Annotated in this window: 27 protein-coding genes; 12 read left to right on the forward strand and 15 right to left on the reverse strand. The window is 29.4% G+C overall.

Annotated elements, in window-relative coordinates; translation table 11 throughout:
• Positions 1-28 precede the first annotated feature (28 nt).
• On the reverse strand, positions 29-580 hold the full coding sequence (lepB, locus tag ACWOA3_RS03930; RefSeq protein ID WP_003147157.1) for a signal peptidase I: 552 nt from the start codon (positions 578-580) through the stop codon (positions 29-31).
• Between the two features lie 558 nt (positions 581-1,138).
• Here lepB and ACWOA3_RS03935 point away from each other — a divergent pair.
• The 4 genes from ACWOA3_RS03935 to ACWOA3_RS03950 are packed head-to-tail and all read left to right on the forward strand — an operon-like array spanning position 1,139 to position 3,875.
• Positions 1,139-1,420, forward strand: a complete 282-nt coding sequence (locus tag ACWOA3_RS03935; protein ID WP_003147158.1) for a thiamine-binding protein — start codon at positions 1,139-1,141, stop codon at positions 1,418-1,420.
• Positions 1,395-2,180 (forward strand): ABC transporter permease, encoded by a 786-nt coding sequence (locus ACWOA3_RS03940; RefSeq protein ID WP_456884209.1) that lies wholly within the window; start codon positions 1,395-1,397, stop codon positions 2,178-2,180. The genes ACWOA3_RS03935 and ACWOA3_RS03940 overlap by 26 nt, the downstream gene beginning before the upstream one ends.
• The gene (locus ACWOA3_RS03945; protein WP_003147161.1) at positions 2,161-3,156 is read left to right on the forward strand and encodes an ABC transporter substrate-binding protein; all 996 of its coding nucleotides are present in this window, start codon (positions 2,161-2,163) and stop codon (positions 3,154-3,156) included. The genes ACWOA3_RS03940 and ACWOA3_RS03945 overlap by 20 nt, the downstream gene beginning before the upstream one ends.
• Entirely contained in the window at positions 3,156-3,875 is a 720-nt protein-coding gene (locus tag ACWOA3_RS03950) for an ABC transporter ATP-binding protein (RefSeq protein WP_003147162.1), read from the forward strand. Before ACWOA3_RS03945 ends, ACWOA3_RS03950 begins: the two co-directional genes overlap by 1 nt.
• A 51-nt stretch (positions 3,876-3,926) precedes the next feature.
• Here ACWOA3_RS03950 and ACWOA3_RS03955 read toward each other — a convergent pair whose 3' ends face one another.
• A complete protein-coding gene (locus tag ACWOA3_RS03955; RefSeq protein ID WP_456884211.1) occupies positions 3,927-5,084 on the reverse strand; it encodes a chloride channel protein in 1,158 nt (385 codons plus the stop codon).
• Positions 5,085-5,190: 106 nt separating this feature from the next.
• A complete protein-coding gene (locus tag ACWOA3_RS03960; protein WP_442565988.1) occupies positions 5,191-6,099 on the reverse strand; it encodes a YitT family protein in 909 nt (302 codons plus the stop codon).
• 175 nt (positions 6,100-6,274) lie between these two features.
• Here ACWOA3_RS03960 and pssA point away from each other — a divergent pair, with 175 nt between their 5' ends.
• Both pssA and ACWOA3_RS03970 read left to right on the forward strand, forming a co-directional pair.
• Positions 6,275-6,793 carry a CDP-diacylglycerol--serine O-phosphatidyltransferase gene (pssA, locus tag ACWOA3_RS03965; RefSeq protein ID WP_003147165.1) on the forward strand — a complete coding sequence of 173 codons (519 nt, stop codon included), beginning with the start codon at positions 6,275-6,277 and terminating at the stop codon, positions 6,791-6,793.
• Positions 6,794-7,005: 212 nt separating this feature from the next.
• Positions 7,006-8,262, forward strand: a complete 1,257-nt coding sequence (locus ACWOA3_RS03970; protein WP_442565989.1) for a peptidoglycan bridge formation glycyltransferase FemA/FemB family protein — start codon at positions 7,006-7,008, stop codon at positions 8,260-8,262.
• 36 nt (positions 8,263-8,298) lie between these two features.
• Here ACWOA3_RS03970 and clpP read toward each other — a convergent pair whose 3' ends face one another.
• Positions 8,299-8,946, reverse strand: a complete 648-nt coding sequence (gene clpP / locus ACWOA3_RS03975) for an ATP-dependent Clp endopeptidase proteolytic subunit ClpP (RefSeq protein ID WP_003147167.1) — start codon at positions 8,944-8,946, stop codon at positions 8,299-8,301.
• 305 nt (positions 8,947-9,251) lie between these two features.
• Positions 9,252-10,130 carry a YitT family protein gene (locus ACWOA3_RS03980; protein ID WP_003147170.1) on the reverse strand — a complete coding sequence of 293 codons (879 nt, stop codon included), beginning with the start codon at positions 10,128-10,130 and terminating at the stop codon, positions 9,252-9,254.
• A 222-nt stretch (positions 10,131-10,352) separates the two neighbouring features.
• On the opposite strand from ACWOA3_RS03980, the gene cysS reads away from it, so the two are divergent.
• The 5 genes from cysS (at position 10,353) to ACWOA3_RS04005 (ending at position 14,097) form a co-directional block, all read left to right on the forward strand.
• Positions 10,353-11,750: a cysteine--tRNA ligase gene (cysS, locus tag ACWOA3_RS03985; RefSeq protein WP_456884214.1), complete on the forward strand. Its 1,398-nt coding sequence runs from the start codon at positions 10,353-10,355 to the stop codon at positions 11,748-11,750.
• Positions 11,735-12,166, forward strand: coding sequence for a Mini-ribonuclease 3 (locus ACWOA3_RS03990; protein ID WP_456884216.1), 432 nt, complete (start codon positions 11,735-11,737; stop codon positions 12,164-12,166). Before cysS ends, ACWOA3_RS03990 begins: the two co-directional genes overlap by 16 nt.
• The gene (gene rlmB, locus ACWOA3_RS03995; RefSeq protein ID WP_003147173.1) at positions 12,150-12,965 is read left to right on the forward strand and encodes a 23S rRNA (guanosine(2251)-2'-O)-methyltransferase RlmB; all 816 of its coding nucleotides are present in this window, start codon (positions 12,150-12,152) and stop codon (positions 12,963-12,965) included. Before ACWOA3_RS03990 ends, rlmB begins: the two co-directional genes overlap by 17 nt.
• Before the next feature lie 181 nt (positions 12,966-13,146).
• Complete coding sequence (locus tag ACWOA3_RS04000) at positions 13,147-13,551, forward strand: GNAT family N-acetyltransferase (RefSeq protein WP_456884218.1); 405 nt, start codon at positions 13,147-13,149, stop codon at positions 13,549-13,551.
• Positions 13,552-13,572: 21 nt separating this feature from the next.
• Positions 13,573-14,097: an NYN domain-containing protein gene (locus ACWOA3_RS04005; RefSeq protein ID WP_003147175.1), complete on the forward strand. Its 525-nt coding sequence runs from the start codon at positions 13,573-13,575 to the stop codon at positions 14,095-14,097.
• 74 nt (positions 14,098-14,171) lie between these two features.
• Here the strand turns inward: ACWOA3_RS04005 and ACWOA3_RS04010 are convergent, their stop codons facing one another.
• The 3 genes from ACWOA3_RS04010 to gorA form a co-directional block, all read right to left on the reverse strand.
• Complete coding sequence (locus ACWOA3_RS04010) at positions 14,172-14,729, reverse strand: hypothetical protein (RefSeq protein ID WP_456884221.1); 558 nt, start codon at positions 14,727-14,729, stop codon at positions 14,172-14,174.
• A gap of 20 nt (positions 14,730-14,749) precedes the next feature.
• Positions 14,750-14,911, reverse strand: coding sequence for a hypothetical protein (locus tag ACWOA3_RS04015; RefSeq protein ID WP_456884223.1), 162 nt, complete (start codon positions 14,909-14,911; stop codon positions 14,750-14,752).
• Between the two features lie 97 nt (positions 14,912-15,008).
• Positions 15,009-16,361: a glutathione-disulfide reductase gene (gene gorA, locus ACWOA3_RS04020; protein ID WP_456884224.1), complete on the reverse strand. Its 1,353-nt coding sequence runs from the start codon at positions 16,359-16,361 to the stop codon at positions 15,009-15,011.
• Positions 16,362-16,607: 246 nt separating this feature from the next.
• Between gorA and ACWOA3_RS04025 the strand changes: the two genes are divergently transcribed.
• Complete coding sequence (locus tag ACWOA3_RS04025; RefSeq protein ID WP_456884226.1) at positions 16,608-16,934, forward strand: thioredoxin family protein; 327 nt, start codon at positions 16,608-16,610, stop codon at positions 16,932-16,934.
• A gap of 240 nt (positions 16,935-17,174) precedes the next feature.
• On the opposite strand, the gene ACWOA3_RS04030 is transcribed toward ACWOA3_RS04025, so the two are convergent.
• The 7 genes from ACWOA3_RS04030 to ACWOA3_RS04060 all read right to left on the reverse strand — a co-directional run bounded on the left by ACWOA3_RS04030 (position 17,175) and on the right by ACWOA3_RS04060 (position 23,293).
• Positions 17,175-18,221 carry a zinc-binding dehydrogenase gene (locus ACWOA3_RS04030; protein ID WP_456884228.1) on the reverse strand — a complete coding sequence of 349 codons (1,047 nt, stop codon included), beginning with the start codon at positions 18,219-18,221 and terminating at the stop codon, positions 17,175-17,177.
• A 17-nt stretch (positions 18,222-18,238) separates the two neighbouring features.
• Positions 18,239-19,282 carry a galactitol-1-phosphate 5-dehydrogenase gene (locus tag ACWOA3_RS04035; RefSeq protein ID WP_172497897.1) on the reverse strand — a complete coding sequence of 348 codons (1,044 nt, stop codon included), beginning with the start codon at positions 19,280-19,282 and terminating at the stop codon, positions 18,239-18,241.
• Between the two features lie 106 nt (positions 19,283-19,388).
• Positions 19,389-20,654, reverse strand: a complete 1,266-nt coding sequence (locus tag ACWOA3_RS04040) for a PTS galactitol transporter subunit IIC (protein WP_003147182.1) — start codon at positions 20,652-20,654, stop codon at positions 19,389-19,391.
• A gap of 27 nt (positions 20,655-20,681) precedes the next feature.
• Complete coding sequence (locus ACWOA3_RS04045) at positions 20,682-20,960, reverse strand: PTS sugar transporter subunit IIB (protein WP_003147183.1); 279 nt, start codon at positions 20,958-20,960, stop codon at positions 20,682-20,684.
• A 4-nt stretch (positions 20,961-20,964) separates the two neighbouring features.
• Positions 20,965-21,426 carry a PTS sugar transporter subunit IIA gene (locus ACWOA3_RS04050; protein ID WP_003147184.1) on the reverse strand — a complete coding sequence of 154 codons (462 nt, stop codon included), beginning with the start codon at positions 21,424-21,426 and terminating at the stop codon, positions 20,965-20,967.
• Positions 21,427-21,438: 12 nt separating this feature from the next.
• Positions 21,439-21,813 (reverse strand): hypothetical protein, encoded by a 375-nt coding sequence (locus ACWOA3_RS04055; protein ID WP_456884231.1) that lies wholly within the window; start codon positions 21,811-21,813, stop codon positions 21,439-21,441.
• 1 nt (position 21,814) lies between these two features.
• On the reverse strand, positions 21,815-23,293 hold the full coding sequence (locus ACWOA3_RS04060; RefSeq protein WP_456884233.1) for a BglG family transcription antiterminator: 1,479 nt from the start codon (positions 23,291-23,293) through the stop codon (positions 21,815-21,817).
• Positions 23,294-23,604 lie beyond the last annotated feature (311 nt).

Here is a 23,604-nt window from a genome sequence, read left to right on the forward strand (position 1 = left end):
TATATATAATTTTCTTTATGATTGAATATTAAAAGAATTTAAATGAACTAAATGGATAGTATCTTAAGCTTACCTTTCCAATCATCGCTTCTTTTTTAACGAATCCAAAGACACGACTGTCCGTACTGTGTTGTCTATTATCTCCAAGTACGAAGTATGTCCCTTCAGGTACTGTCTTAGATTTTGTACTGCTTAAAAATTCAATATTAAAGTCTGGTGTAAATGGTGCTGTACCAGAAGCCTTAGCCTCTTTTATTTTTTGAGCTAAGTATGGCTCATCTACTTTTTGACCATTTACATATAATACATCGTTTCTGTACTCAATTGTGTCTCCAGGAACTCCAATTATACGTTTAATATAATCATCAGTTTCATTGGCGTGGAAAACAACTTCATCTCCACGTTCAAAGTTTTTACTAAATTTATTAACGAAAACTTTATCGTTATCAGCAAATGTGTAGTCCATTGAGTGACCTTTTACTGTAAAAGGTGCAATAACATAAGTGCTTAGAACAAGATAAATAGCTATCGAAACTACTACAACTACTATCCATTCCATAATTTCTCTTAAAATTTTCACTGGTATATCCCTCTTTTATTTTATTTATGATTAATAATTCTATCATATATCAAAAGAAAAATCAAAAATAATTCTTTTATATATACTATTGTTATTATAATTAATAACTCTAGTATGATTTTAGACTTCTATATAGAAATATATCATTTATGTTATATTAAATCTACTCATCTCACCTATTTTACAGTCTTACCTATTTGAGGCTAATCCAAAAGACCTAAAATTTAACAAAGTTCATATAAAAACTCATAGACGCAGTGATTTATCGATATCTAAATTCGCTTTACAAAAGCTTTTTAGATATTTACTAAACTTTGCGGGGATGATTCGACAAAATTTTGTTTCTCCGAAATCTCAATTTTTGAGTCACTCACTTGAAAGTACTTTTATTGAATTATTTTACCATTATGCTATAATTATTTATACGGGAGTCTGTGAACAGTCTGAGAGGAAATATCAATATTTCGACCGCACCTGATCTGGATAATGCCAGCGTAGGTACACTTAGCTTAAAGACAAAACTTAGACCCCCCTTATATTGTAAGGAGGTTTTTTATTTTGATAAATTGCAGTATTGCATTACAAATTCTTCCACTTGATAATCATGATGGGAGATTAAAGATTATAGATAAAGTTATCTATTTTCTACAAAATAAACATTCTAATTTAAAGGTAACTCCATTCGAAACGGTCATTGAAGGAGAATTCAATGATTTAATGGATACATTAAAAGAATGTTTAGTCCTAGCGGGTGAGGACAGCAAAAATATTTTTGCAAATGTGAAAATTAACTATGGAGACGTTTTAACTATTGATGAGAAAATTAGTAAATTTAATTAACAAATACGCTGCAACTATTTCTATGTTGTTCTTAATCATAATTTGGCAAGGTGCTGGAAACCTTGGTTTATTACCTAAATACATTATTCCAACACCCATTGAAATAGTAAAAGCATTTATAAAAAACTATCAACTATTAATTTTTCACAGCAAAATCACCCTACTCGAAGCTATAATAGGATTATTTCTAGGAATAGTCATAGCTTGGCTTCTTGCTTTAATTATGGATAGTATACCAATATTTAATAAGACAATTTATCCACTTTTAGTACTAACTCAAACTATTCCAACTATAGCCATAGCCCCTATCCTTGTTCTTTGGCTTGGATACGGACTAACTCCAAAGATTGTATTGATTGTTTTAACGACAACATTCCCAATAGTTGTTAGTATTCTAGATGGATTTAGAAACTGTGATAAAGATATGATCACTCTTTTACATCTTATGAATGCGAGTAAATTCCAAATACTTTGGCATGTTAAAATTCCTACTAGTCTTAGTTATTTCTACGCAGGACTTAGAGTCAGCGTCTCTTATGCATTTATCGCTGCAGTAGTAGCTGAATGGCTTGGAGGATTTGAAGGACTTGGAGTATACATGATTAAAGCAAAAAAACTTTTTGAATATGATACTATGTTTGCAATTATCATATTAGTATCAGTCATCAGTTTACTAAGTATTGAACTTGTTAAACTAAGTGAGAAAAAATTTATTAAATGGAAATATATAGGAGAAAATCATGAAAAAGATATTAACTAGCATTTTTGCATTTATCTTAGCAATTTCATTAACTGCATGTAGTACAGTAAATAAAAATGCAGAGAAAAAAGAACTTAAGAAAGTTGACTTCGTTCTTGACTGGGCGATTAATACTAACCACACTGGTCTATATGTAGCGAAGGAAAAAGGATACTTTGCTGAAGAAGGTATCGATCTTGATATTAAACCAGCACCTGAAGACAGTACTTCTGATTTAATTATTAACAATAAAGCACCTTTTGGAATTTATTACCAAGACTCAATGGCTAACAAACTTTCTAAAGGAGCAGGAATCACTGCTGTAGCTGCTATTATCGAACATAACACATCTGGTATTATTTCGCTTAAGAAAAACAATATTAAAGAACCTAAAGACCTTGAAGGTAAAAAATATGGAACTTGGAATGATCCAGTAGAATTAGCAATGGTTAAATCATTAATTCAAAAACAAGGTGGAGATGCTAATAAGTTAAACTTAGCTCCAAATACAGATACTAACTCTGTTACTCCATTAGAAAATGGTCTTTTCGATGCTGCTTGGATTTACTATGCTTGGGATGGTAAATTAGCAGAAAGTATGAAATTAGACATTAACTACTTCTACTTAAAAGATTTCAACAAAGACTTAGACTACTATTCTCCAGTAATTATTGCAAATAATGATTACTTAAAAGAAAATAAAGAAGAAGCTAAAAAAGTTCTTAAAGCTATTAAGAAAGGATATGTCTACGCTATAGAACATCCTGAAGAAGCTGCAGAGATTTTAATTAAAAATGCTCCAGAATTAAAAGATAAAAAAGATTTCATCGTTGAATCTCAAAAATATTTATCTAAACAATATGCATCAAACAAAGATCACTGGGGTGAATTCGACGCTAACAGATGGAATGCATTCTACCGTTGGGTTAACGACAACAAAATCACTGAAAAACCTCTTGCAGAAAACACTGGATTCAGCAATGACTTTATAAAATAATGAATATATTATCAATAAAAAACTTATCTTTCAATTATCCGAACAATAAAATATTACATGATATAAATATTTACGTCGATAAAGGTGAAGTCGTATCTATACTCGGCGGTAGTGGTGTTGGTAAAACTACACTTTTCAATATTATCGCAGGTATCAATCCTCTTCAAAGTGGTGAGATATCTATAAAAGGTAACACAGACTATAAAGGTCGTGTAAGTTATATGCTTCAAAAAGATTTATTACTAGAGCATAAAACTATTATTCAAAATATAACACTTCCACTTCTAATAAGAAAAGTCAGTAAAAAAGAAGCTGAAGAAGAAGCAATAAAAAGTCTAAAATTATTTAATCTTTATGAATATAAAGATAAATATCCTAGTGAATTAAGTGGAGGTATGCGTCAAAGAATCGCACTACTTCGTACATATATGTTTAAAGAAGAACTATTCTTATTAGATGAACCATTCAGTGCACTCGATGCAATTACTAAAATTTCACTACACTCTTGGTATTTAGAAATTAAGAATAAACTTGACTTAACTACTCTACTTATTACCCACGATATTGATGAAGCTATCGATCTTAGTGATAGAATTTATATCATAAAAAACAAACCTGGTGAAATAGTATCAGAAATTAAAATAAATCTTGATATAGAAAATCAAGATGAGCAAAAATTAAAATATAAAAAAGAAATACTTAATATACTTGGACTCTAAAAACAAATCCCTAGTGTGAATTATCACACTAGGGTTTCTTCTATATCTTTACTACTTATATATACTATACTTTTTATTTATTAAGTAAATTAGAAATGAAGGAACAATTGCAAAGAGCATAAGCTTATAACCAAATACTTCTAAAGCAAGAAGTATAGGAGCAATGTAAGTTTTCGTTGCTGCTGAGAATACAAGACAATACCCTAGAGCTGCTGTTACTAAAATAGGTAATCCTAAATAAGTTCCTAAAATCACTCCACATGTAGCTCCTATCGCAAATAGTGGCGTAACTTCTCCACCACTAAAACCAATACCTGTACAAATCGCTGTTAAAACAATCTTCAATATAAAATCATAAATTTGAATTTGTTCAAAGTTTGTGAAAGAAAAGCCAATTAAATTTGTTCCTAACGAAGCATACCTATATTCAAAAATAAAACTAACTAGAATAAAAACAATCAAAAGAATCCAACTGATTTTCTCATTTAAAACTACCACTTCTTTAATTTTTCTTTGAATAACAACAAAGAAGATCCCTACAAATACAAAAACAATACCAATTAAAATAAGTTTGAATATAAATTCTAAATTTATATTTACCTTACTTACATCTATTTCTACAAAGAACTTCTCTAAACCTAACTTATGGGAAACAAAGGCGCTAATATATGCTCCGATTATATATATTATATACTCATATACCTTATTCACTGTAAAATAAAATTTTTCATTAACAACTTCTAAAATAAATACTACTGCAGCAAGTGGTGTTTGAAATAATCCTGCAAAACCACAAATCATTCCTAATTTAACAAAAAATTGTTTCTTCTCCTTACTGAAATCTCCTCCAGTAAGATTACCTCCGATAGCTCCACCTAATTGTACAGCAACTCCTTCACGTCCAACACTTACTCCAAATCCATGTGCTAATAAGGTATTCAACGTTAGTATAAAAGGAAAGCTCCATGTTACTTTATCTTTATTACCAGTTGCAGCTTCTATAAAATATTTCATTCCTATCGTATTAGTTTTTAAATACTTATTACTAAATTTTGTGAAAATTAAAATTAAAGGTGTTAATACTATCAAATACTTATAGTAACCACTTGTTATCTCTATTAAATTTAATAGTATCTGCCCAAATACCGAACAACAAACAGCTATTAATAATATTAAACTTACTAATCTTATATAATAATTTTTAACCATACTATTTTTGATTTTTTCCTCCTTGTATTAAATAATAATAGGAGCGACTTTAGACTTATGATTCATAAAAAATCATTTTTATAAAGTCACTCCCATACATCCTTTTTTATAATTTGTTTTTAAACGATAATCTCGTTTTCTTCGGTTGATCAAAACTGAATCCTTCACCAATAATATCATGAACTTCGGTGATTGTTACAAACGCCCGTGGGTCAATATTATAAACGATAGATTTCACTTTCCCTATCTCATTTCTAGAGACTACACAATATCCTATATTTAAATCTTTCTTAGAATAACTTCCCTGACCTTTAATATATGTCAAACCTCGATTCATATCATCTTGAATTCGTTTAGTTATTAATTCAATCTCTGATGAAACAATCATTACTCCTTTTCCAGGAACACCACCTTCAACAACATAGTCAATCATCTTAGTACATATGAAAATATAAATTAATGTATATAATATCGCAGGAAAACTTTTAACTACTACAAATGTTAAAGCTATAATTACTCCATCGAGAACTTGAATTATTCTACCGATTGAACTTCCTGTATAAAGTTGAATAATCTTAGCTACGATATCTACTCCCCCGGTTGTTCCACCTGCTAAAAAGACTATTCCAAGACCAATACCAGCAAGTATCCCCCCAAAAACAGAAGCAAGTAGTCTATCCCCTCCTATATCAATAGCGATATTATATTTTTCAAATACTCCTATCCAAAAAGTTAGCATAAAAATACCATATACAGTATATAACATAGTTTTCTTATCTAACATTTTATAACCGATTACTAATAAAGGAATATTCACCAAAATTGTCCCAACAGAAACCGGTAGTCCAATTGCATATAATAATAACAGCGCTATCCCTGTTCCTCCACCTTCTGCAAGTTTGTTTGGAACATTAAAATGCATAATCGCAAAAGAATAAATTGCACATCCCAAAGAGATAATAAGCAGTTCTTTTATAATCTTCATTAAATTTAAATTTTTAAAATTCTTTTCCATAGTGCACCTCCCAAAATTCAACTGTACCCTAATTATAACAGTTTCTTTCAGGATAAACAACACCGTACTTATATAAATTTTCTAACTTTAATTATTATAAATTTTATATTTTCTTAGACATTATTTCAAATTTGTACTATAATTATAATATCAATATTGGAGGGTGACTTTTAAAATGAATAAAAACTTCATACCAAATTATCTTACCTTATGTAATATATTTTGTGGATTCATGTCAATTTTGACTACATCACACGGATATTTCATTTGGGGAACTGTCTTTATTATATTAGCCATGCTTGCAGATAGATACGATGGTATCGTTGCAAGAAAACTTGGTGTTGTTTCTGAAATTGGTCACGATTTAGATTCATTATGTGACGTAGTTAGTTTTGGAGTTGCACCAGCTATGCTTGTTTTTGAAATATTTGTTACTACTGAAAAACCATCAGCTATTCTAACAACAATAGTTGCAATAATTTGCGGAGTATACGTATGTTGTGGTGCTTATCGTCTAGCCAGATTCAACGTTACAAAAATGAAAAATGGATACTACCAAGGTGTTCCTATCACAACTTGTGGAACAATTCTTGCGATTATCGCACCGATAAAATTACCAAGCATTGCTACGCTAATCTTAGTAATATTATGTTCTTATCTAATGGTAAGCAATTTAAAAATTAAGAAAATATAGAAATAAGGTTGTAATTGTTTTTTAACTAATTACAACCTTCTTTGAGTTAGATCGATTATTTGTATGAATTCAAGATTATTATACACTATAATTGATTTACTTTTACCCTCATATCAGTTTAATTACAGTATATTACTTTTTTTTTTCTAAAATTTATTATATAATCGTATAAGTAATTTTGAAAATAAACATATTAAAAAGGAGATTTCAAGATGATATTTACTGAAATTAATAGTGAGGAACTCCAACAATTTCAAAAAGAAAATAACCACCGTTATTTTTTCCCTCAGTCAGCTGAATATAATTTCATGACAAATAATAGCAATAATAATTTAAAAACTAAAATTTTAGCAGTTAAAGAAAATAATAAAATCTTAGCTTATGGAACTTTCATTTATTTTCAGTATAAAAAATTCTTTTATAAGGTGACTGCTCAATTTGGTCCAATTATGAATTATTCAAATATTGAACTAGTAAAATTCTATATGACAGAATTAAAAAAATACTTTGCTAAAGATCTTCGCGTGCTTTCTGTAAGGGTGAATCCTTTTGTAAACGAGAAATATTTCAAAGATATTGAATATATTACTGAAAATCAAGATGCTAAAAAAGTCGCAAAAATTTTGAATGATTTAAATTACATCCCTATGAATGCTGACTTGTTTACAAACCCAACATTACCTCCCCGTTGTATATTTTCTAAGTCATTAGATGAAAACATAACAGAATCTAATTTATTAAAAAATATATCTCAAATTGCTCGTTATACTATAAATAGAACTATTAAAGAAGGTGTATTAGTACGAGAAATAGATATTTTTAATGAGAATGATGCTAAAATTTTTGATGAAATAAATCGTGCCACAGAAAATAGAATTAATTTTGAAATTCGTGACAATACATACTTTAAATCACTTAAAAATAATATTGGTGAAAAAGCACGTTATCTTATTTCTTACATTGATTGCGATCAATTTATTAAAACTACTACAGAAACAATAGCTACTCTTGAAAAAGAACGAGATGACTTAAAAGAAAAACTAGATCAAGGTAAAGTTAACGCTAAAAAGGCAACGAATCGTCTAAAGGAATTTGATGAAAATATTGGAATTTGGTATAAAAAAATTGAAAAAATAAAAGAACTAAAATCAGAAAATGGAAATATTATTAATTTATCATGTGCAAGTTTCATCGAATCAGGACAAGATTTAATATACTTCACTAGTGGAGCAATCAGTAAGTTCCATCGTTATGAAGGACCATATGCTATATTATTCCATATGATGAAATATGCAATAAATAATAACTTTAAATATTTCAATTTCTTCGGTACCTCAAAAGATTTCACTTCTGAAACAGCAAGTGACTACGGTGTTCTTCAATTTAAACGTAATTTCAATGGTAATATAGAATACTTTATGGATAATTACGAATTTCGTAACGCTCTTGGAAAAATTTGGAAAATATAAAAGGAATCGGGTTGCATGCCCAATTCCTTTTTTTATTTATTCTGATTTATTAGCAACTTTTTTCGTAGCTTTTTTTGGTTTCTCTTTTTTTTGTGGTTTATTATTTTCTGGATACATTACTTTATCAACTAATCCATATTCACATGCTTCTTCAGCAGTTAAGTAGTTATCACGTTCTGTATCACGTTCAATAGCTTTAATAGTTTGTCCAGTTCTGTCCGCTAAAATTTTATTTAGTTTTTCACGAGTTCTTAAAATATGTTTAGCTGCTATTTCAATTTCAGTTGCTTGACCTTGCGCTCCACCTAAGGGTTGGTGAATCATCACTTCTGCATTTGGAAGTGCATAACGTTTACCAATAGTTCCTGCTGCAAGTAAGAATGCTCCCATACTAGCCGCCATACCCATACAAATAGTTACAACATCACATTTAATATGTTGCATAGTATCATAAATTGCAAATCCAGCCGTTACACTTCCCCCTGGTGAATTTATGTAAAAGTAGATATCCTTTTCACTATCTTGTGCTTCTAAAAATAAAAGTTGACTTGTTATTGAATTAGCTACTTGATCATTAACATCTGATCCTAAAATAATGATTCTATCTTTTAATAATCTTGAATAAATATCATAAGCTCTTTCTCCTTGAGAAGTTTGCTCAATTACTGTAGGAATTAAATTCATTTTCTTACCTCCTAATTTTCTTTTTCACTTGTTATTATATATCAAATATGGTCAATTATCAACTTATTTCCCCTTTTTAAACTTCCTTTATTATGGGGTTGACCCAAACGACAAAGTTCATATGAGAACTCATAGACGCAGTGGTTCATTGATATCTAAATTCGCTTTATAAAAGCTTTTTAGATGTCTAATAAACTGTGCGGGGGTGACTCGACAAAATCGATTTCTACGAAATCACGATTTTTGAGTCACTCACAAAAATACGACTCGAAAACCTGTGTTTTCAAGCCGTATTTACTTTGTTATTATAGTCTATATGAATGTTCTTTAAAATTACCTACAATAGTATTAACTGCAGTTACTGTAATAAATGCTTCTGGACAATTTTTCGCTACTAATTGTCTTAAAAGATGCATCTCATTTTGTTGAATAACTACGATAATCATTCTTTTTTTCTTATGAGAATATCCACCTTCAACATCCATTATTGTAGAACCTCTATGCAGTGTAGTGTTTATTAGTTCCACCATTTTTTCTGGATTACTACAAATTATTGTACATTGTATATATGCTGAAAAGAATTTTTGAACACCTTTCATCGTCTGATTACGTACAAAACTCATTACAAGTGCATACATTACATATTTAATATCAAAAAATATCCACACTATTGTATATATTGTTATATCTTGTATTAAAAAAACTGTTGGTAGATTATATTTAAACTGCTTAGTAATAAACTTACCTGTTATATCCGTTCCACCCGTTGAAGCTCCAGCAACCAACAGACAACACATAGCTAATCCCGAAATAATTCCACAGAAGATTGCGGCTACAAGAGAATCTCCAAGGTTAACAGGAGTTATTATCTTAGGTAAATTGTTAATTAAAAAAGATGAGATACTAATTACTAATCCTGTTAGTATTACAAATTTTCTCCCAATATATTTATAACCTAAATAAAATAATGGAACATTTAAAACAAATTGTGCAGTTCCTATTTTTATCCCAGTTATTTTATTAATTACTAAACTTAATCCTAATGCACCACCCGCACCAATATTATTAACAGGTATTAACAATCCAGCATAAATTGAGAATAATACTGTTCCTAGTATTATTAGAAATATATCTTTTGATTGTTTATGTTGATCAGTCGTATAAATCGTATCTGATAATTTCATGTTATCCTTATCCTTTATTTTTTATCCACTATATATTTTAATACAAATTAAATTTTAAAACAATTAAAAATCAACTATCTCACATGAAATATTAATAAATAATTCATTTTATCAACATTTTGTGTTAAAATTTAAGTAATAGATTTTTCTAATTATTAAAAAATTGAGAATTTTGGGAGTACATCACTTACATATTTGCCCCCAATTAAAAAGGAGCTATTTATGATTAAACTCTATAATACATTGACAAAACAAAAAGAAATTTTAAAAACAATAGAAGAAAATAAAGTACGAATGTATGTTTGTGGACCGACTGTATACAATTATATTCATATCGGTAATGCACGTCCTATTATAGTTTTTGATGTTGTACGAAAATATTTAGAACATAGTGGATATGAAGTAGATTTTATCTCTAACTTTACTGACGTTGATGACAAGATTATTAAAGCAAGTAATGAAGAAGGAATTTCCACTAGTGAACTTACAGATAAGTACATCAATGCTTTCTTTAAGGATTACGATGCATTAGGATGTAAAAGAGCAACAAAAAATCCTCGAGTTACAGAATATATGCAAGAAATAATCAAATTCATAGCTAAATTAGTTGAAGAAGGATTTGCTTATGAAGCAGACGGTGATGTTTATTTCAGAACTCGTAAAAAAGAAGACTACGGAAAATTAAGTAAACAATCTATCGATGATTTAATTAGTGGTGCTCGTATTGAAGTTGGAGAACACAAAGAAGATCCCCTAGATTTTGCACTATGGAAAAAAGCTAAACCAGGTGAAGTTAAATGGGATAGTCCATTTGGAGAAGGTCGCCCCGGTTGGCACATTGAGTGTTCTGTTATGGCTAAAGAAACACTGGGCGAAACAATCGATATCCACGCTGGTGGTCAGGATTTAACATTCCCTCACCATGAAAATGAGATTGCACAATCAGAATGTCATAACCATGCACCATTTAGTAATTACTGGATGCACAATGCATTTATAAATATTGATAATGTTAAAATGAGTAAAAGTTTAGGGAATTTCCGTTTAGTAAAAGATATTATTGCTGAAATCAATCCAATGGTACTTCGTTTATTCATGTTGACAGTCCACTATAGAACTCCAATTAACTACACATTAGAAAATATTGAATTAGCAAAAACAAACTTCGAAAAAATTAAAACTTCATATCAAAATCTACAATTCAGATTAAATAACGAAATGACTGAAGAAAAATTAGATACAGAAGTTGTAACATTAGTTACAGAAGAACTAAATAAATTTGAAGAATATATGCAAGATGATTTCAATACAGCGAATGCTCTTTCTTCATGGTATGAAATCGTAAGAATTTCTAATTCTTATACAGCAAAAGAAGCTGTTAATAAGGAAACATTAGAACTAATTAACGCTGCATTCGAAACGTATAGTTCAATTCTTGGAATAAATGTAAAAGAAGATAATGCACTCGATAGTGAACACATCGAAAGTCTGATAGCTGAACGTGAAGCCGCTCGTAAAAACCGTGACTTCGCCTTAGCTGATAAAATCCGTGATGACTTAAAAGAACAAGGAATTATTCTAGAAGATACAAAACAAGGTGTACGATGGAAAAAAATATAACATTTAAATTTACCGAAAAAAACTTCACTAACCCTAACCAAATGCAGGCTTTAACCCTTGCCTATATTGGAGATAGTATTTACGATATTATGAGTAGAGAATATGTTATGAAAAATCACTTAGGAAAAATAAATGATCTTCATAAAACAGTTTCTACAATCGTATCTGCCAGAGCCCAAGCAAGTTTTATGGAAAATATACTTAACAATAGTATATTAACGGAACAAGAAGAAAAAATTTATAACCGTGCAAAAAATCAAAAAAACAACTCTAAAGCAAAAAATGCAAGTATTATGGAATACAAACTTGCTACTGGACTAGAGGCGGTATTCGGTTATTTATATTTAGAAAAAAACTTTGAAAGATTGGAGGAAATGTTTAACTACATAATTAGACTATATGAAGAAAAACAATAAACACTATAAAGAATTAAGACTGAAAAACAAAGAACAAAAATCTCAAGTTCAAACTGCTGAAGTTGATTTAGATAAAGAAGTAATTGCTGGGCGTAATGCTATATTAGAAGCAATTAAATCAGGTCGTGAAATTAATAAAATTTTATTCCAAGAGGGTATAGAAAAAGGAAGATTAAAATCTATTTTCGCCATTGCAAATGAGAAAAAAATCATTTGTCAAGAAGTTCCAAAACGCAAGCTAGACAATTCAACTACTGAACGTCATCAAGGAGTTATCGCCTATGTTGCGCCATACTCTTACTTTGAACTTGATGAAGTAGTAAATAACTTAGAAATTAATAAGGACACTACCTTACTTATTTTAGATCATATTGAAGATCCACATAACCTTGGTGCAATAATTCGAACTGCTGAAGCAAGTGGTGTTAAGGCAATAATAATTCCTAAACGTCGTGCCGCTGTGGTTAGCCAAACTGCGGTTAAAGCTTCTGCAGGAGCAATCGAACACATGCCTGTTATCCGTGTATCAAACCTAACTGACGCTATTAAAAAATTAAAAGAAAAAGGATTCTGGATTGCTGGAACAACATTAGCTGAACGTTCTGAAGATTATACAAAAATCGCAAAAGATGTACCTTTAGCTATCGTTATTGGTAACGAAGGTGAAGGTATGAGCAAAGTTGTTACTAACGAATGTGATTTCTTATATCACCTACCTATGTTAGGAAAAATTCAAAGCTTAAACGCTTCTGTTGCAGCTGGTATAATAATGTACGAAAGAATTAAATCTAATGATTAAAATATTAGAATCTAAAGAAGAGCTTGACCCAAAAGTCATAAATTTTCAAAAAAGTGTATATGGTAACTCATAGACGCAGTGGTTTATTGATATCTAAATTCGCTTTTTAAAAGCTTTTTAGATATCTAATAAACTGTGCGGGGGTGACTCGACAAAATCGATTTCTCTGAAATCACAATTTTTGAGTCACTCCCTTCGCATAGAAGTATTCGTTAAAGAACAAAATGTTCCAGTGGAGCTTGAACTCGATGAAAAAGATCATAGCAAAAATACGGTTCATATTGGATATTTTAGTGATGATAAACTTATCGGAGTCGCACGTCTTATCGATATGGATAAAGATGTTATTCATATCGGACGTGTCGCTATCGATAAAGAATATCGTGGTCAAGGTATTGGTCGTGAACTTATTAATGGATGCGAAAATATCGCACAGCAAATTTTAAAAAGAAAAATAATTATCGAACTAAGTGCTCAAATTCAAGCTGAGAAGTTTTACGAATCATTAGGTTATAATCAAGTTAACGATACAATCTATTTAGACGCTGGTATTGAGCATGTAGATATGAGGAAAGAAATTAATTAAATTATCAAAGGAGGACTTTTTATGAAAAAACAATATTTATTTATTGATGGTTATAATTTACTTTTTCGTATGAAAGAATATGACTTAATAAAAAGCTCTACCTTTCCTACAGAACGAGATATTCTAATTGATATGCTTCGCGAATATGCAGGAGGTAACAATTATATCGTGTACTGTATATTCGATGCTTATCTAACACGTTCAAAAGAATATATTAAAGAAGAACCACCTATCACTATTGTTTATACAAAAACTGGTGAAAGAGCTGATCAATGGATAGAAAGAAAAACTAGAGAGCTAAGAATTGATCATTTCATCGATATAATAGTTGTAAGTGACGATCATGATGAACGTGACACTACTCTTGGCTACGGAGCGATTTTACGTGATTGTCATATGTTTATAAAAGAGTTGAAAGATAGAAAACAAAATGTTTCTAAAATAACAAAAAAACATAATTCACGAGAATTAAAAAATAGACATATCCGCATGAGTGATAATGATAGAAAAAAACTAGAAAATTTCATAAAAAATGGTCGATTCTAAATATAAAAACAAAGAGATGGACTAATTAAAAATCCATCTCTTATTTTAATATTTTGAAAAATTCCTTCTCAAATCTAACTAAAGCTAATTTCAATTTTCCCTTTATCTGACACTGCTGTTATCTGTTTATCTTTAATTTCTTTTGTGTTCTTATTATAATTTATTTGATAATCTTGTTTATTTCCTTTAATTTTTGCGAAAATATCTCCAGATTCTGTGATTAAATCCATAGAATTCACTTTAGTTTGGTCTACTATAATCTTTGTATTATTTTTAGTTTCAATAATCGCTTTATTTATAGTATCCTTTGTAATCTGTACCTTTTTATTATCAGTAGCGATTTTAAGATTACCTATCTCAGCTCCATCAACTACTACCTCGTCATTACTATTAATAATTAAATTTTCTAAATTTACAAATATTTTTGAAGTTGCATCTCTGTTTTCCAGACTTATATTTTTATATACTTTATTAGGAAGATATACATTAAGGCTATTATCACCTAATTCCTCTGCAAAAGCAGTAATATCTAATAAATTATTATCAATAAAATACTTATAATTTCCTTTGTACTTTCCTTGTATTAAAATCGTCTCATTATCGTGATAATAAACTTTAACATTGTTTTTCAATGTGTTAATTTTAATACTATCTATCCCTTTCTTCCCAATCCATTCACTAAAGACTTTATTAGAAAATTCTTCAGAAATATTTTTTCTTGCTTATCATTAGTATCATTACTGAATCTCACACAACCTGTGGCTATCGACACAGTGAATATTCCAATAATTATTGTTTTTAATATTTTTTTCATAATAAGCCCCTCCTATGTTCAGAATACTCCTATAAAAATAGAAAGTCAATAAAAAAAATGATTGACCTAGGAAAAGGCCAATCATTTTTTTATAAAATTATCTCATTGTTACGAATTCTTCAGAACCTGTTGGGTGAATAGCTACTGTGTTATCGAAATCACGTTTTGTTGCCCCCATTTTAATAGCAACAGCAAAACCTTGAATCATTTCATCTACACCATAGCCAATTCCATGTAATCCTACAACTTTCTCCTCTTCACCAAGAGTAATAAGTTTCATAAAACATGGTTGTCTGTGGCTAGTTATTGCTGAATACATTGGAGTGAATGATGACTTATAAACTTTAATGTTTTCTTCACCAAATTCTTTAATAGCTTGCTCTTCTGTATATCCAATAGAACCAATCGCTGGGTGTGAGAATACTACTGTAGCAACGTTAGTGTAATCTAAGTGTTCTTCAGGTTTATTATTAAATAATCTTTCTGATAATCTACGTCCTGCAGCAACTGCAACTGGAGTTAACGCTAAGCGCCCTGTTACATCACCTACTGCATAAATTCCTTCTACATTAGTATTTTGGAATTTATCTGTAGGAATAAATCCACGTTCATCAAGTTCTACTCCTGCAGCTTCTAAATTAAGATTTTCAGTTAATGGTTTTCTACCAATTGCCCAAATTAATAGGTCAACTGTAGTTTCACGTCCGTCTTCAAGCACTAAAGTAACGCTGTCATCGTCATTTTTTACAACTTTTTTAGGAATAGCATTTGTGTGAAGAGTTGGTCCTTCTTCATTTATAACTTTTACTAAAGTATCTACTATATCTCTATCAAAAGTTCTTAAAGGACGATCACGACGTACAAATAAATGAGTATCTACACCTAAACCGTGGAATACACCAGCAAGTTCAACCGCAATATATCCTGCACCTACTACTGCAATACGTTTCGGTAATTGTTTTAATGCAAAAACTTCATTAGAAGTAACACCATACTCTGCTCCCTCAACATTAGGAATAGTTGGTTGTCCACCAGTTGCTATTAAAATATGATCCGCTGTATATTGTTCACCATTTACCTCAACTGTATTTTTATTAACAAATTTAGCATATCCTCTTACTAAATCTACTTTGTTATTATTTAATCCACGTTCATAAGAACCATGAATTCTATCGATATAAGCAGAACGATTACCTACTAATTTTGAAAAATCAAATTCTAAATTTTCAAAACTAAATCCGTAGTCATTAGCATATGATTTTAAACTCTCAGAGATTTGTGACGCATGCCACATAACTTTTTTAGGAACACATCCAACATTTACACATGTTCCACCTAATTCATTTCCTTCTATTAACAATCCTTTTACACCATACATTGCAGCTCGGTTAATTGAAGCTATTCCTCCGCTTCCTCCACCAATCGCAATATAATCATAATGTTTTGCCATGTTTTCACCTCTATAATATTGTATAGCTTTTATCAACTAAAGATTAGCATTTATATTATTATATCACATAAATCTAATCTCTATATCACATATTATGCAACATTTAACAATTAAATTCAATATATATGCTTACATTTGTAATCAAAATTGAAAATGAAAACTTAAACTGAAAATTAGAAGCTAAGCATTCTCCATGCTAACAATTAATTTTTGTGATATAATCTTAGTCATAAATGAGGTGATTATATGTTTAATTATATAGAAAAATTAAATTCTATAGAACAATTTAAAGTATTAAAAGAAGAAAATGAAAAGATTGTCTTTGTATTTTCTGCGACATGGTGTCCAGATTGCATCATGTTAGACCGTTACTTAGAAGAAACGATAAACAAGTTTCCTGAAATAAAATTCATCTACGTTAATCGTGATGATTATCCAGAAATAGCTCAAGCTCTTGATATTTTTGGTATTCCTTCTTTTGTAGGTTACAAAAATAATGTAGAAGTTAGTCGATTCGTATCAAGACTAGCTAAAACTCAAAAAGAAGTAGAAGAATTTCTAAAGAAAATTTAATATCACTAAAAACTCCTATATAGATTTTTCTATATAGGAGTTTAATCGAACCCAAAATCATTACTAGACCATTGTAGTCCCTATTTCTTTATCATAGTATATCCCCATTTCTCCTAGTTTTATTAACTGAATAATTAACTAAATTTAATAGTTGTTTTGCACAAAGTTGGAATTTGAGATGAAAAATAGTACTCTTAATCCCATACTACTCCATAAATAATTATATTATTGTATTAATAATTATTCTATATCTTCACTTGATTTGATTAATACTTTTATCTCTTTTCCCGACATTACTGCTTCGAATGCTTCACGAGTTTCTTCTAACGGGAATATTTTAGTAATCATCTTATCTGTTGCAATTTTATTATTTTCTAATAAGTCTAATGCTAAATTCCATGATGATGGTTTTTGAGATCTTGATCCAATATAGCGTATTTCCCTTTGAATAATACTTTCTTGATCAAATTCATTCATTTTTTTAGCAAATAATCCAATTTGAACAAAATCTCCTTTTTTCTTAATAAGTGGTAAAGCATTATTTACTGCAAATACTGATCCTGAACAATCAAATATTTTATCAACACCATATCCATCTGTTTCTTTTAATATAACTTCTCTTAAATCATCAACTAAGCTGTCTACCGTTACATCAATTCCTATTTCTTTAGCTAAATCTAATCGTGGCTTATCTTTTGTAATTCCTGTAATTATAACTTTTGCTCCATTAGCTTTAGCTACTTGTGCTGCTAATAACCCTATCGGCCCTGGTCCAATAACAAGAACAGTTTCTCCATCTTTTATCGATGTTCTTTCCATAACAGAGTGCGTACAACATGCTAATGGCTCAGTTAAAGAAGCTGCTCTCAAGCTCACTTTTTCTGGTAGAACATGACAACTTTCTTCTCTTGACAATACATATCTTGCCATACTACCGTTAGCCTGTGTACCTATTCCTTTTCTATTATCACATAAGTTATAATCTTTCGATTTACAGTATATACATTGTTCACAAGTTTCAAAAGTAGTTTCACTAGTAACTCTATCTCCAATTTTCACATTTTTAACATCTGCTCCTACTTCAACTACAACTCCCGAAAACTCATGACCCAATGTGACTGGTAATCCTTTAGCATTATATTCACCTTTGAAAGTATGAATATCTGAACCACATATTCCGGTGTATGCTACTTTAATCTTTACCCTATCACCATATACTTGAGGTTCTTCAACATCTAATAATTCTAAATTATCATAACCTGCTTTTGTTTTTACTGCTGCTAACATATTATTATCCTCTTTTCTTATAATTCTGGAAGAATAAGGATTTTCCCAAACGGTTCTGTTCTTCCTAATATCATTTCAAAAGCTTTATCAACATCTTTCAATGTAAATTTATGTGTAATTAAGCTTTCTACATCAATTTTATTTTTAGAAATTAATTCTATTGCATTAGTCCATTCTCTTCCTGGGAACGGCGCTGAATAGGAATTCCAAGAACCTTTTAAAGTCAACTCTTTTCTAAATATGCTCTCAAATGCTTTTTCTTTAAGTGTTACATCTTTATAAGCAATTCCTAAATACCCAACTTTACCATGCTTCCTAGTTAATAATAAAGCTTGCTCCTGTGTAACAACACTACCCGCACATTCTAAAGAAATATCTGCACCTTTTTCATCAGTATATTCCTTTACTTTTTTTTCTAAATCTTCAGATAATGAGTTTATAGTCTGAGTAGCTCCCAACTTTTTAGCTAATTCTAATTTTCTATCATCAATATCAACAACTATCACTTTCCCAGCTCCTGCAGCCTTAATTGCTTGTAAGACTAACATTCCTATAGTTCCAGCGCCCAATACAACAACACTATCTCCTAGATTTATATCTATTCCCATAACTGCATGCATTACAACTGCTAATGGTTCAATGAAGCTTGCTTTAGTATATTCTAAATCTCCTATTTTCAAAAGATTTTCCTCAGCTATAATAGAATATTCTGCAAAACCACCAAATCTATGTGATCCAATCATAGTGTAATTTTCACACATTGAATATAAGGATTGTTTACAATACTCACATTCATTACATGGCATAAAAGGAACACAGACGACTCTGTCACCTTTCTTAAATTTTGTGACCTTATCTCCAAATCCAACTACTTCTCCACAGTATTCATGACCAATTACTGCTGGATACCCATATTTCCATTTAGTTTGCATCTTATGAATATCTGAGCCACATATTCCACAAGAATGAACTTTTATTCTTACATCATTTTCACCTAACTTATGCTCCTCTATTTCTTTATATTCAAATTTTCTATGCTCGTACATAACCGAAGCTTTCATTTTATATACCTCTTTTTTCTAATTAATACGGCACCATAATCAACTACTTTCTAATAAAGATTATAGAACTATGGTGCCATAGAAATTTATTATTAACAATTATATTTTAATAAAATAATTGTGAGAATTTTAGGATAACCCAGTTAAAGAAGTTACCACCCATGTCTAATGAACTTAAACTTGTATGTCCATGACTATATTGTTCTAATCCTTGCATCATTTGAGTATGAACCCCGATGAAGTCTGTTGCCATAAGTAATGATAAAGCAATTACCACTGTTCCAGCTAGTACTGAGTGGAAGATATTCCCTTTTCTACTTGCTACGATGAATGATACGTAGAACGGAATAGTAGCTAAGTCCCCGAATGGTAAAACTTTGTTACCAGGAATAATAATTGCTAATAGTAATGTAATTGGAACTAAGATTAATCCTGTTGATATATTAGATGGATGTCCAATTGAAACCGCAGCATCAAGACCAATGTATAGGTCTCTACCTTTATAACGTGTTTTCATAAAGTCACGTACAGATTCAGAAATTGGAATTAAACCTTCCATTAATAGTTTAACCATACGAGGCATTAATAACATGAATGCTCCCATCGCAATACCTGTTTTTAATACTAAACCAACATCTCTCCAGTTAACTAATGCTTGTAAAATCATACCTAAGAATGTACCTACTACCATTGGTTCACCAAAGATACCAAAACGTTTTTGAATTGTTTCAGAGTCTATATGAATATCTTTAATAACTGGAATTTTAGCTATCAGCCAACCAATTGGAATACCTACAAATCCGAATGCTGCTGTAGATCCTGTTGGTAATGAGATACCTTTTAGACCATATACATCTTGAACCATTTTTTGAGTTCTATCTGCCATTAATAATACCATTACTTCATATAGAACAGCACATAAAATACTGAATGACCATGAACCTCCTGATACTATGTATCCTGTTGCTCCAGCTGCAATAAAATGCCAGTAGTTCCAAATATCAATATCCAATGTTCTAGTTAGTTTTAATGCAATCATAATAACGTTAACTAAAGCACATATAGGAATTAAAATTGCTGCTACAGGTGATGCCCAAGAGCCTGCCGCTGCCCCTGGCCAGCCAACATCAATAGTACTTAATGAAATACTATATTTTTCTACTAATTGCTCTGTAATAGGGCCTAAATTAGTAGTTAAAATGCCCACAACTAGGTTAATACCTACAAACCCAATCCCTATAGTTAGTGCACTACGAACAGCTTTACCTACAGGTACTCTAAATATAATAGCTAAAATAAAGATTGCTATTGGTAAGATAACAGTAGGTCCTAAACCTAATATATAATTTGTTATATCTAATAATTTTTGCATAACTTTTCTCCTTTATTTATTTTTTAATTATCTTAAGTGACTTAAAATTTCTTCATCTAACTCTTCTTCACCGATCCCCATAATATAATTAGTTGCAATTATACTAGGAATTGAGTAGGTAGTTGGTAAAATTGTAGTTGAAACTATCAAATCCGCTTCATTTTGCAAACTAGCAGCTTCTGCTATTTTAATTTGTTTAATATCTACATCAAGATTATGTTTTTTTATCAATTCTTCAACTCTAGATACAACTATTGTTGATGTCGCTATACCTGCACCACATGCAATTAATACTTTCTTTGTCATTTTCTTAAATCTCCTTATTTTTTATAATATTTAAAATTTGCTTTTTATCAGTAACCTGTATGATTTTATTATAAAAATCTTCATCAGAAAATTTTCTTATAACACTTGATAGTACTTTTACCTGATTTTCATTTTTACTAATAAGCAGTAACAGAAAAACATTTACTTCAAGATTTTTTGAATTCGTAGCCATATCCCTGAATATTACGCTCTGTTTAGGTTTTACTACGGCTATTGCATCTTTTTTTATATATTTTGAATCTGTATGAGGAATAGCTATACAATATTTAGGAAACTCAAGCCCTGTTGGAAATATTTTTTCTCTTTCTATTACAGATTCTATATAGCCATCATTTATATATTTTTTATTGTTTAATTCTTTTGAAACATTATTTAAAACTTCCAAAAAGTTATTTCCCTCAACACCCAAATATATATTATCTTCCGAAAACAATTCATCTAACATATAAATACCTCCTTACACATATTTTGAAATCTCTTCAAATTTTTTTTTATTACTCTTTAATATTATATTTCTTTTATTTTCTATTAAAAGATTTCTTACAATATTTCTAGCCTTATTTTCAGCTTCTTTATCATTCTCTTTTATCAAAATAAACAACACATCATCTTCAAAATCATCTACTCTTACTACTATATTTTCTTTAATATTATTACTTACTAAATGTGGTAAATAAAAATTTTCATCTACCTTAATACAACCTAATTCTTCTCTAGTTTCCAAATCCTTCAAAAATATTTGCTTTGAAAATATCCATGAATTACTTTCTAAATATCTTGCTACATCAATATATATATCTTCTAACCTTACTTTTTTTTCATTATTAAACACTCTAAACTTCATCGCCATTACCATACACCTTTCTGTTAATATTCTGAATATCTTCATCATTTAGCATAACATTTACGAAAACAGCATCTTGTTTACTTTCTAATTTTACTGTAGATATTATAAAACTAATTTTACTTAAATCATAAAATTTTATATCTTTAGTAGATACAACATCTACTACTTCTATATTTTTAAGCTTATCTTCTATCCTTTTTTTTAAAAATAGAGATGTACCAAAACCACTATTACAAACTAATACTACTTTTGTCTTTAAATTATTCAATTTTAATATTGATTCAGTATATACAGTTAAATACGCTATCTCATCCTCACTTATTTTTTCTGATAATATTTTTCTTGCCAACACACTCACATCAGAAAACTGTTTCGAATAGTCTTCTTTTATTTTATTTAACAAAGGATTTTTAATGTTAATTCCATATTTTAATCGTCTCATTAATGCTCTGATATGTAGTATAAATAAATAATAAATATTATCTCTGTTTTCATTTACCTTATTATTTGTATTAGAAACAGCTTTTAGAAATCCATTAACAATATTTTCAAGTTCTTCTTTCACCTCAAAATCAACATCATTATTTAAATTCCCTACTCCCATACTAACGAGATACTGATAGATGTAATAAATTTCATTTGGTGGTAAACTTATGAAGAATTCATTTTCAATGTCAGCTGCTATACTTTCAGCTTCATAATAAAATTTTTTATCAGTTATATTAGGAAATCCATTATTTTCTAAATAATTTTCACTATTTATTCTTTCTATTGCAATAAGTAAATGAACTACTAAATTAATATAATATAAATCACCTATTGTATACGGAAGATTTTTTTCGTGTTTCGATATAATTCTTTCAACTGTTTCTATTTTTCTAAAATCAAATTTAGAAGATAGTTCTTTTAATGTATTTTTTTCAATTCTATCAGAATAATATACTTCTGCATTTTCATCTTCTGTAAATGAATAATCTCGAATCAAATTCATTATATTTTTTCTAATATTTTTCTCATCTCCAATTATTTTAGTTCCTAATCTCGTTTTTTCTAATTTTATATTCTCATTAGCAAGTCTATCTTCTAAATAATTTAAATCATTTACTATACTCGATTTCCCCACAAAGTTCATTTCAGCTAGTTCTTCAATAGAAGTATAGTTTTTTGAATTTATTAATAAATAATATAATATATTAACTCTGCGTTCTTCTAAAGAATACTTAACTAATTGTTTCTGAGGAATTTTTTCAATGAGAAAATTCGAAAACAACATTTTTATTCCACTACCTTGTTTTTTTAATAGTTTAATCTCTTTTACATCCTTAACTATTTTTTCTATATCCCTGTAAACAGTTTTAGTAGATATCCCCATTTTTTCTGCAATAACATGTACAGGTAAGAAATCTTCTGCTTCTTTTAATATCTGTAACAATTCTACTTGGCGATTTTCTAATTTTCTTATCATCCTCATCCCTCCCTATTTATATTATAATACGTTTTCATAAAAGACAGAATACCATTTAATGTCTATATTAATATGGACATTAAATGGTTTTCTACTGATATACACCAATTATTATTGTATTAATATCAAGTAAATAATTATTTTAAAAAGATAATATCATATTATTTATATTATTTTTTTAAAATTTTAAAAATTGATCTTTATACAAAAATAACACTAAACAATTTTATTATACACATTATATTTTTTAATATAAGAGAAAATTAAATATATAACCTTTAAACAAAATAAAAAGATGCCTATCTCTGCTG

This window comes from Gemella taiwanensis (assembly GCF_054054385.1).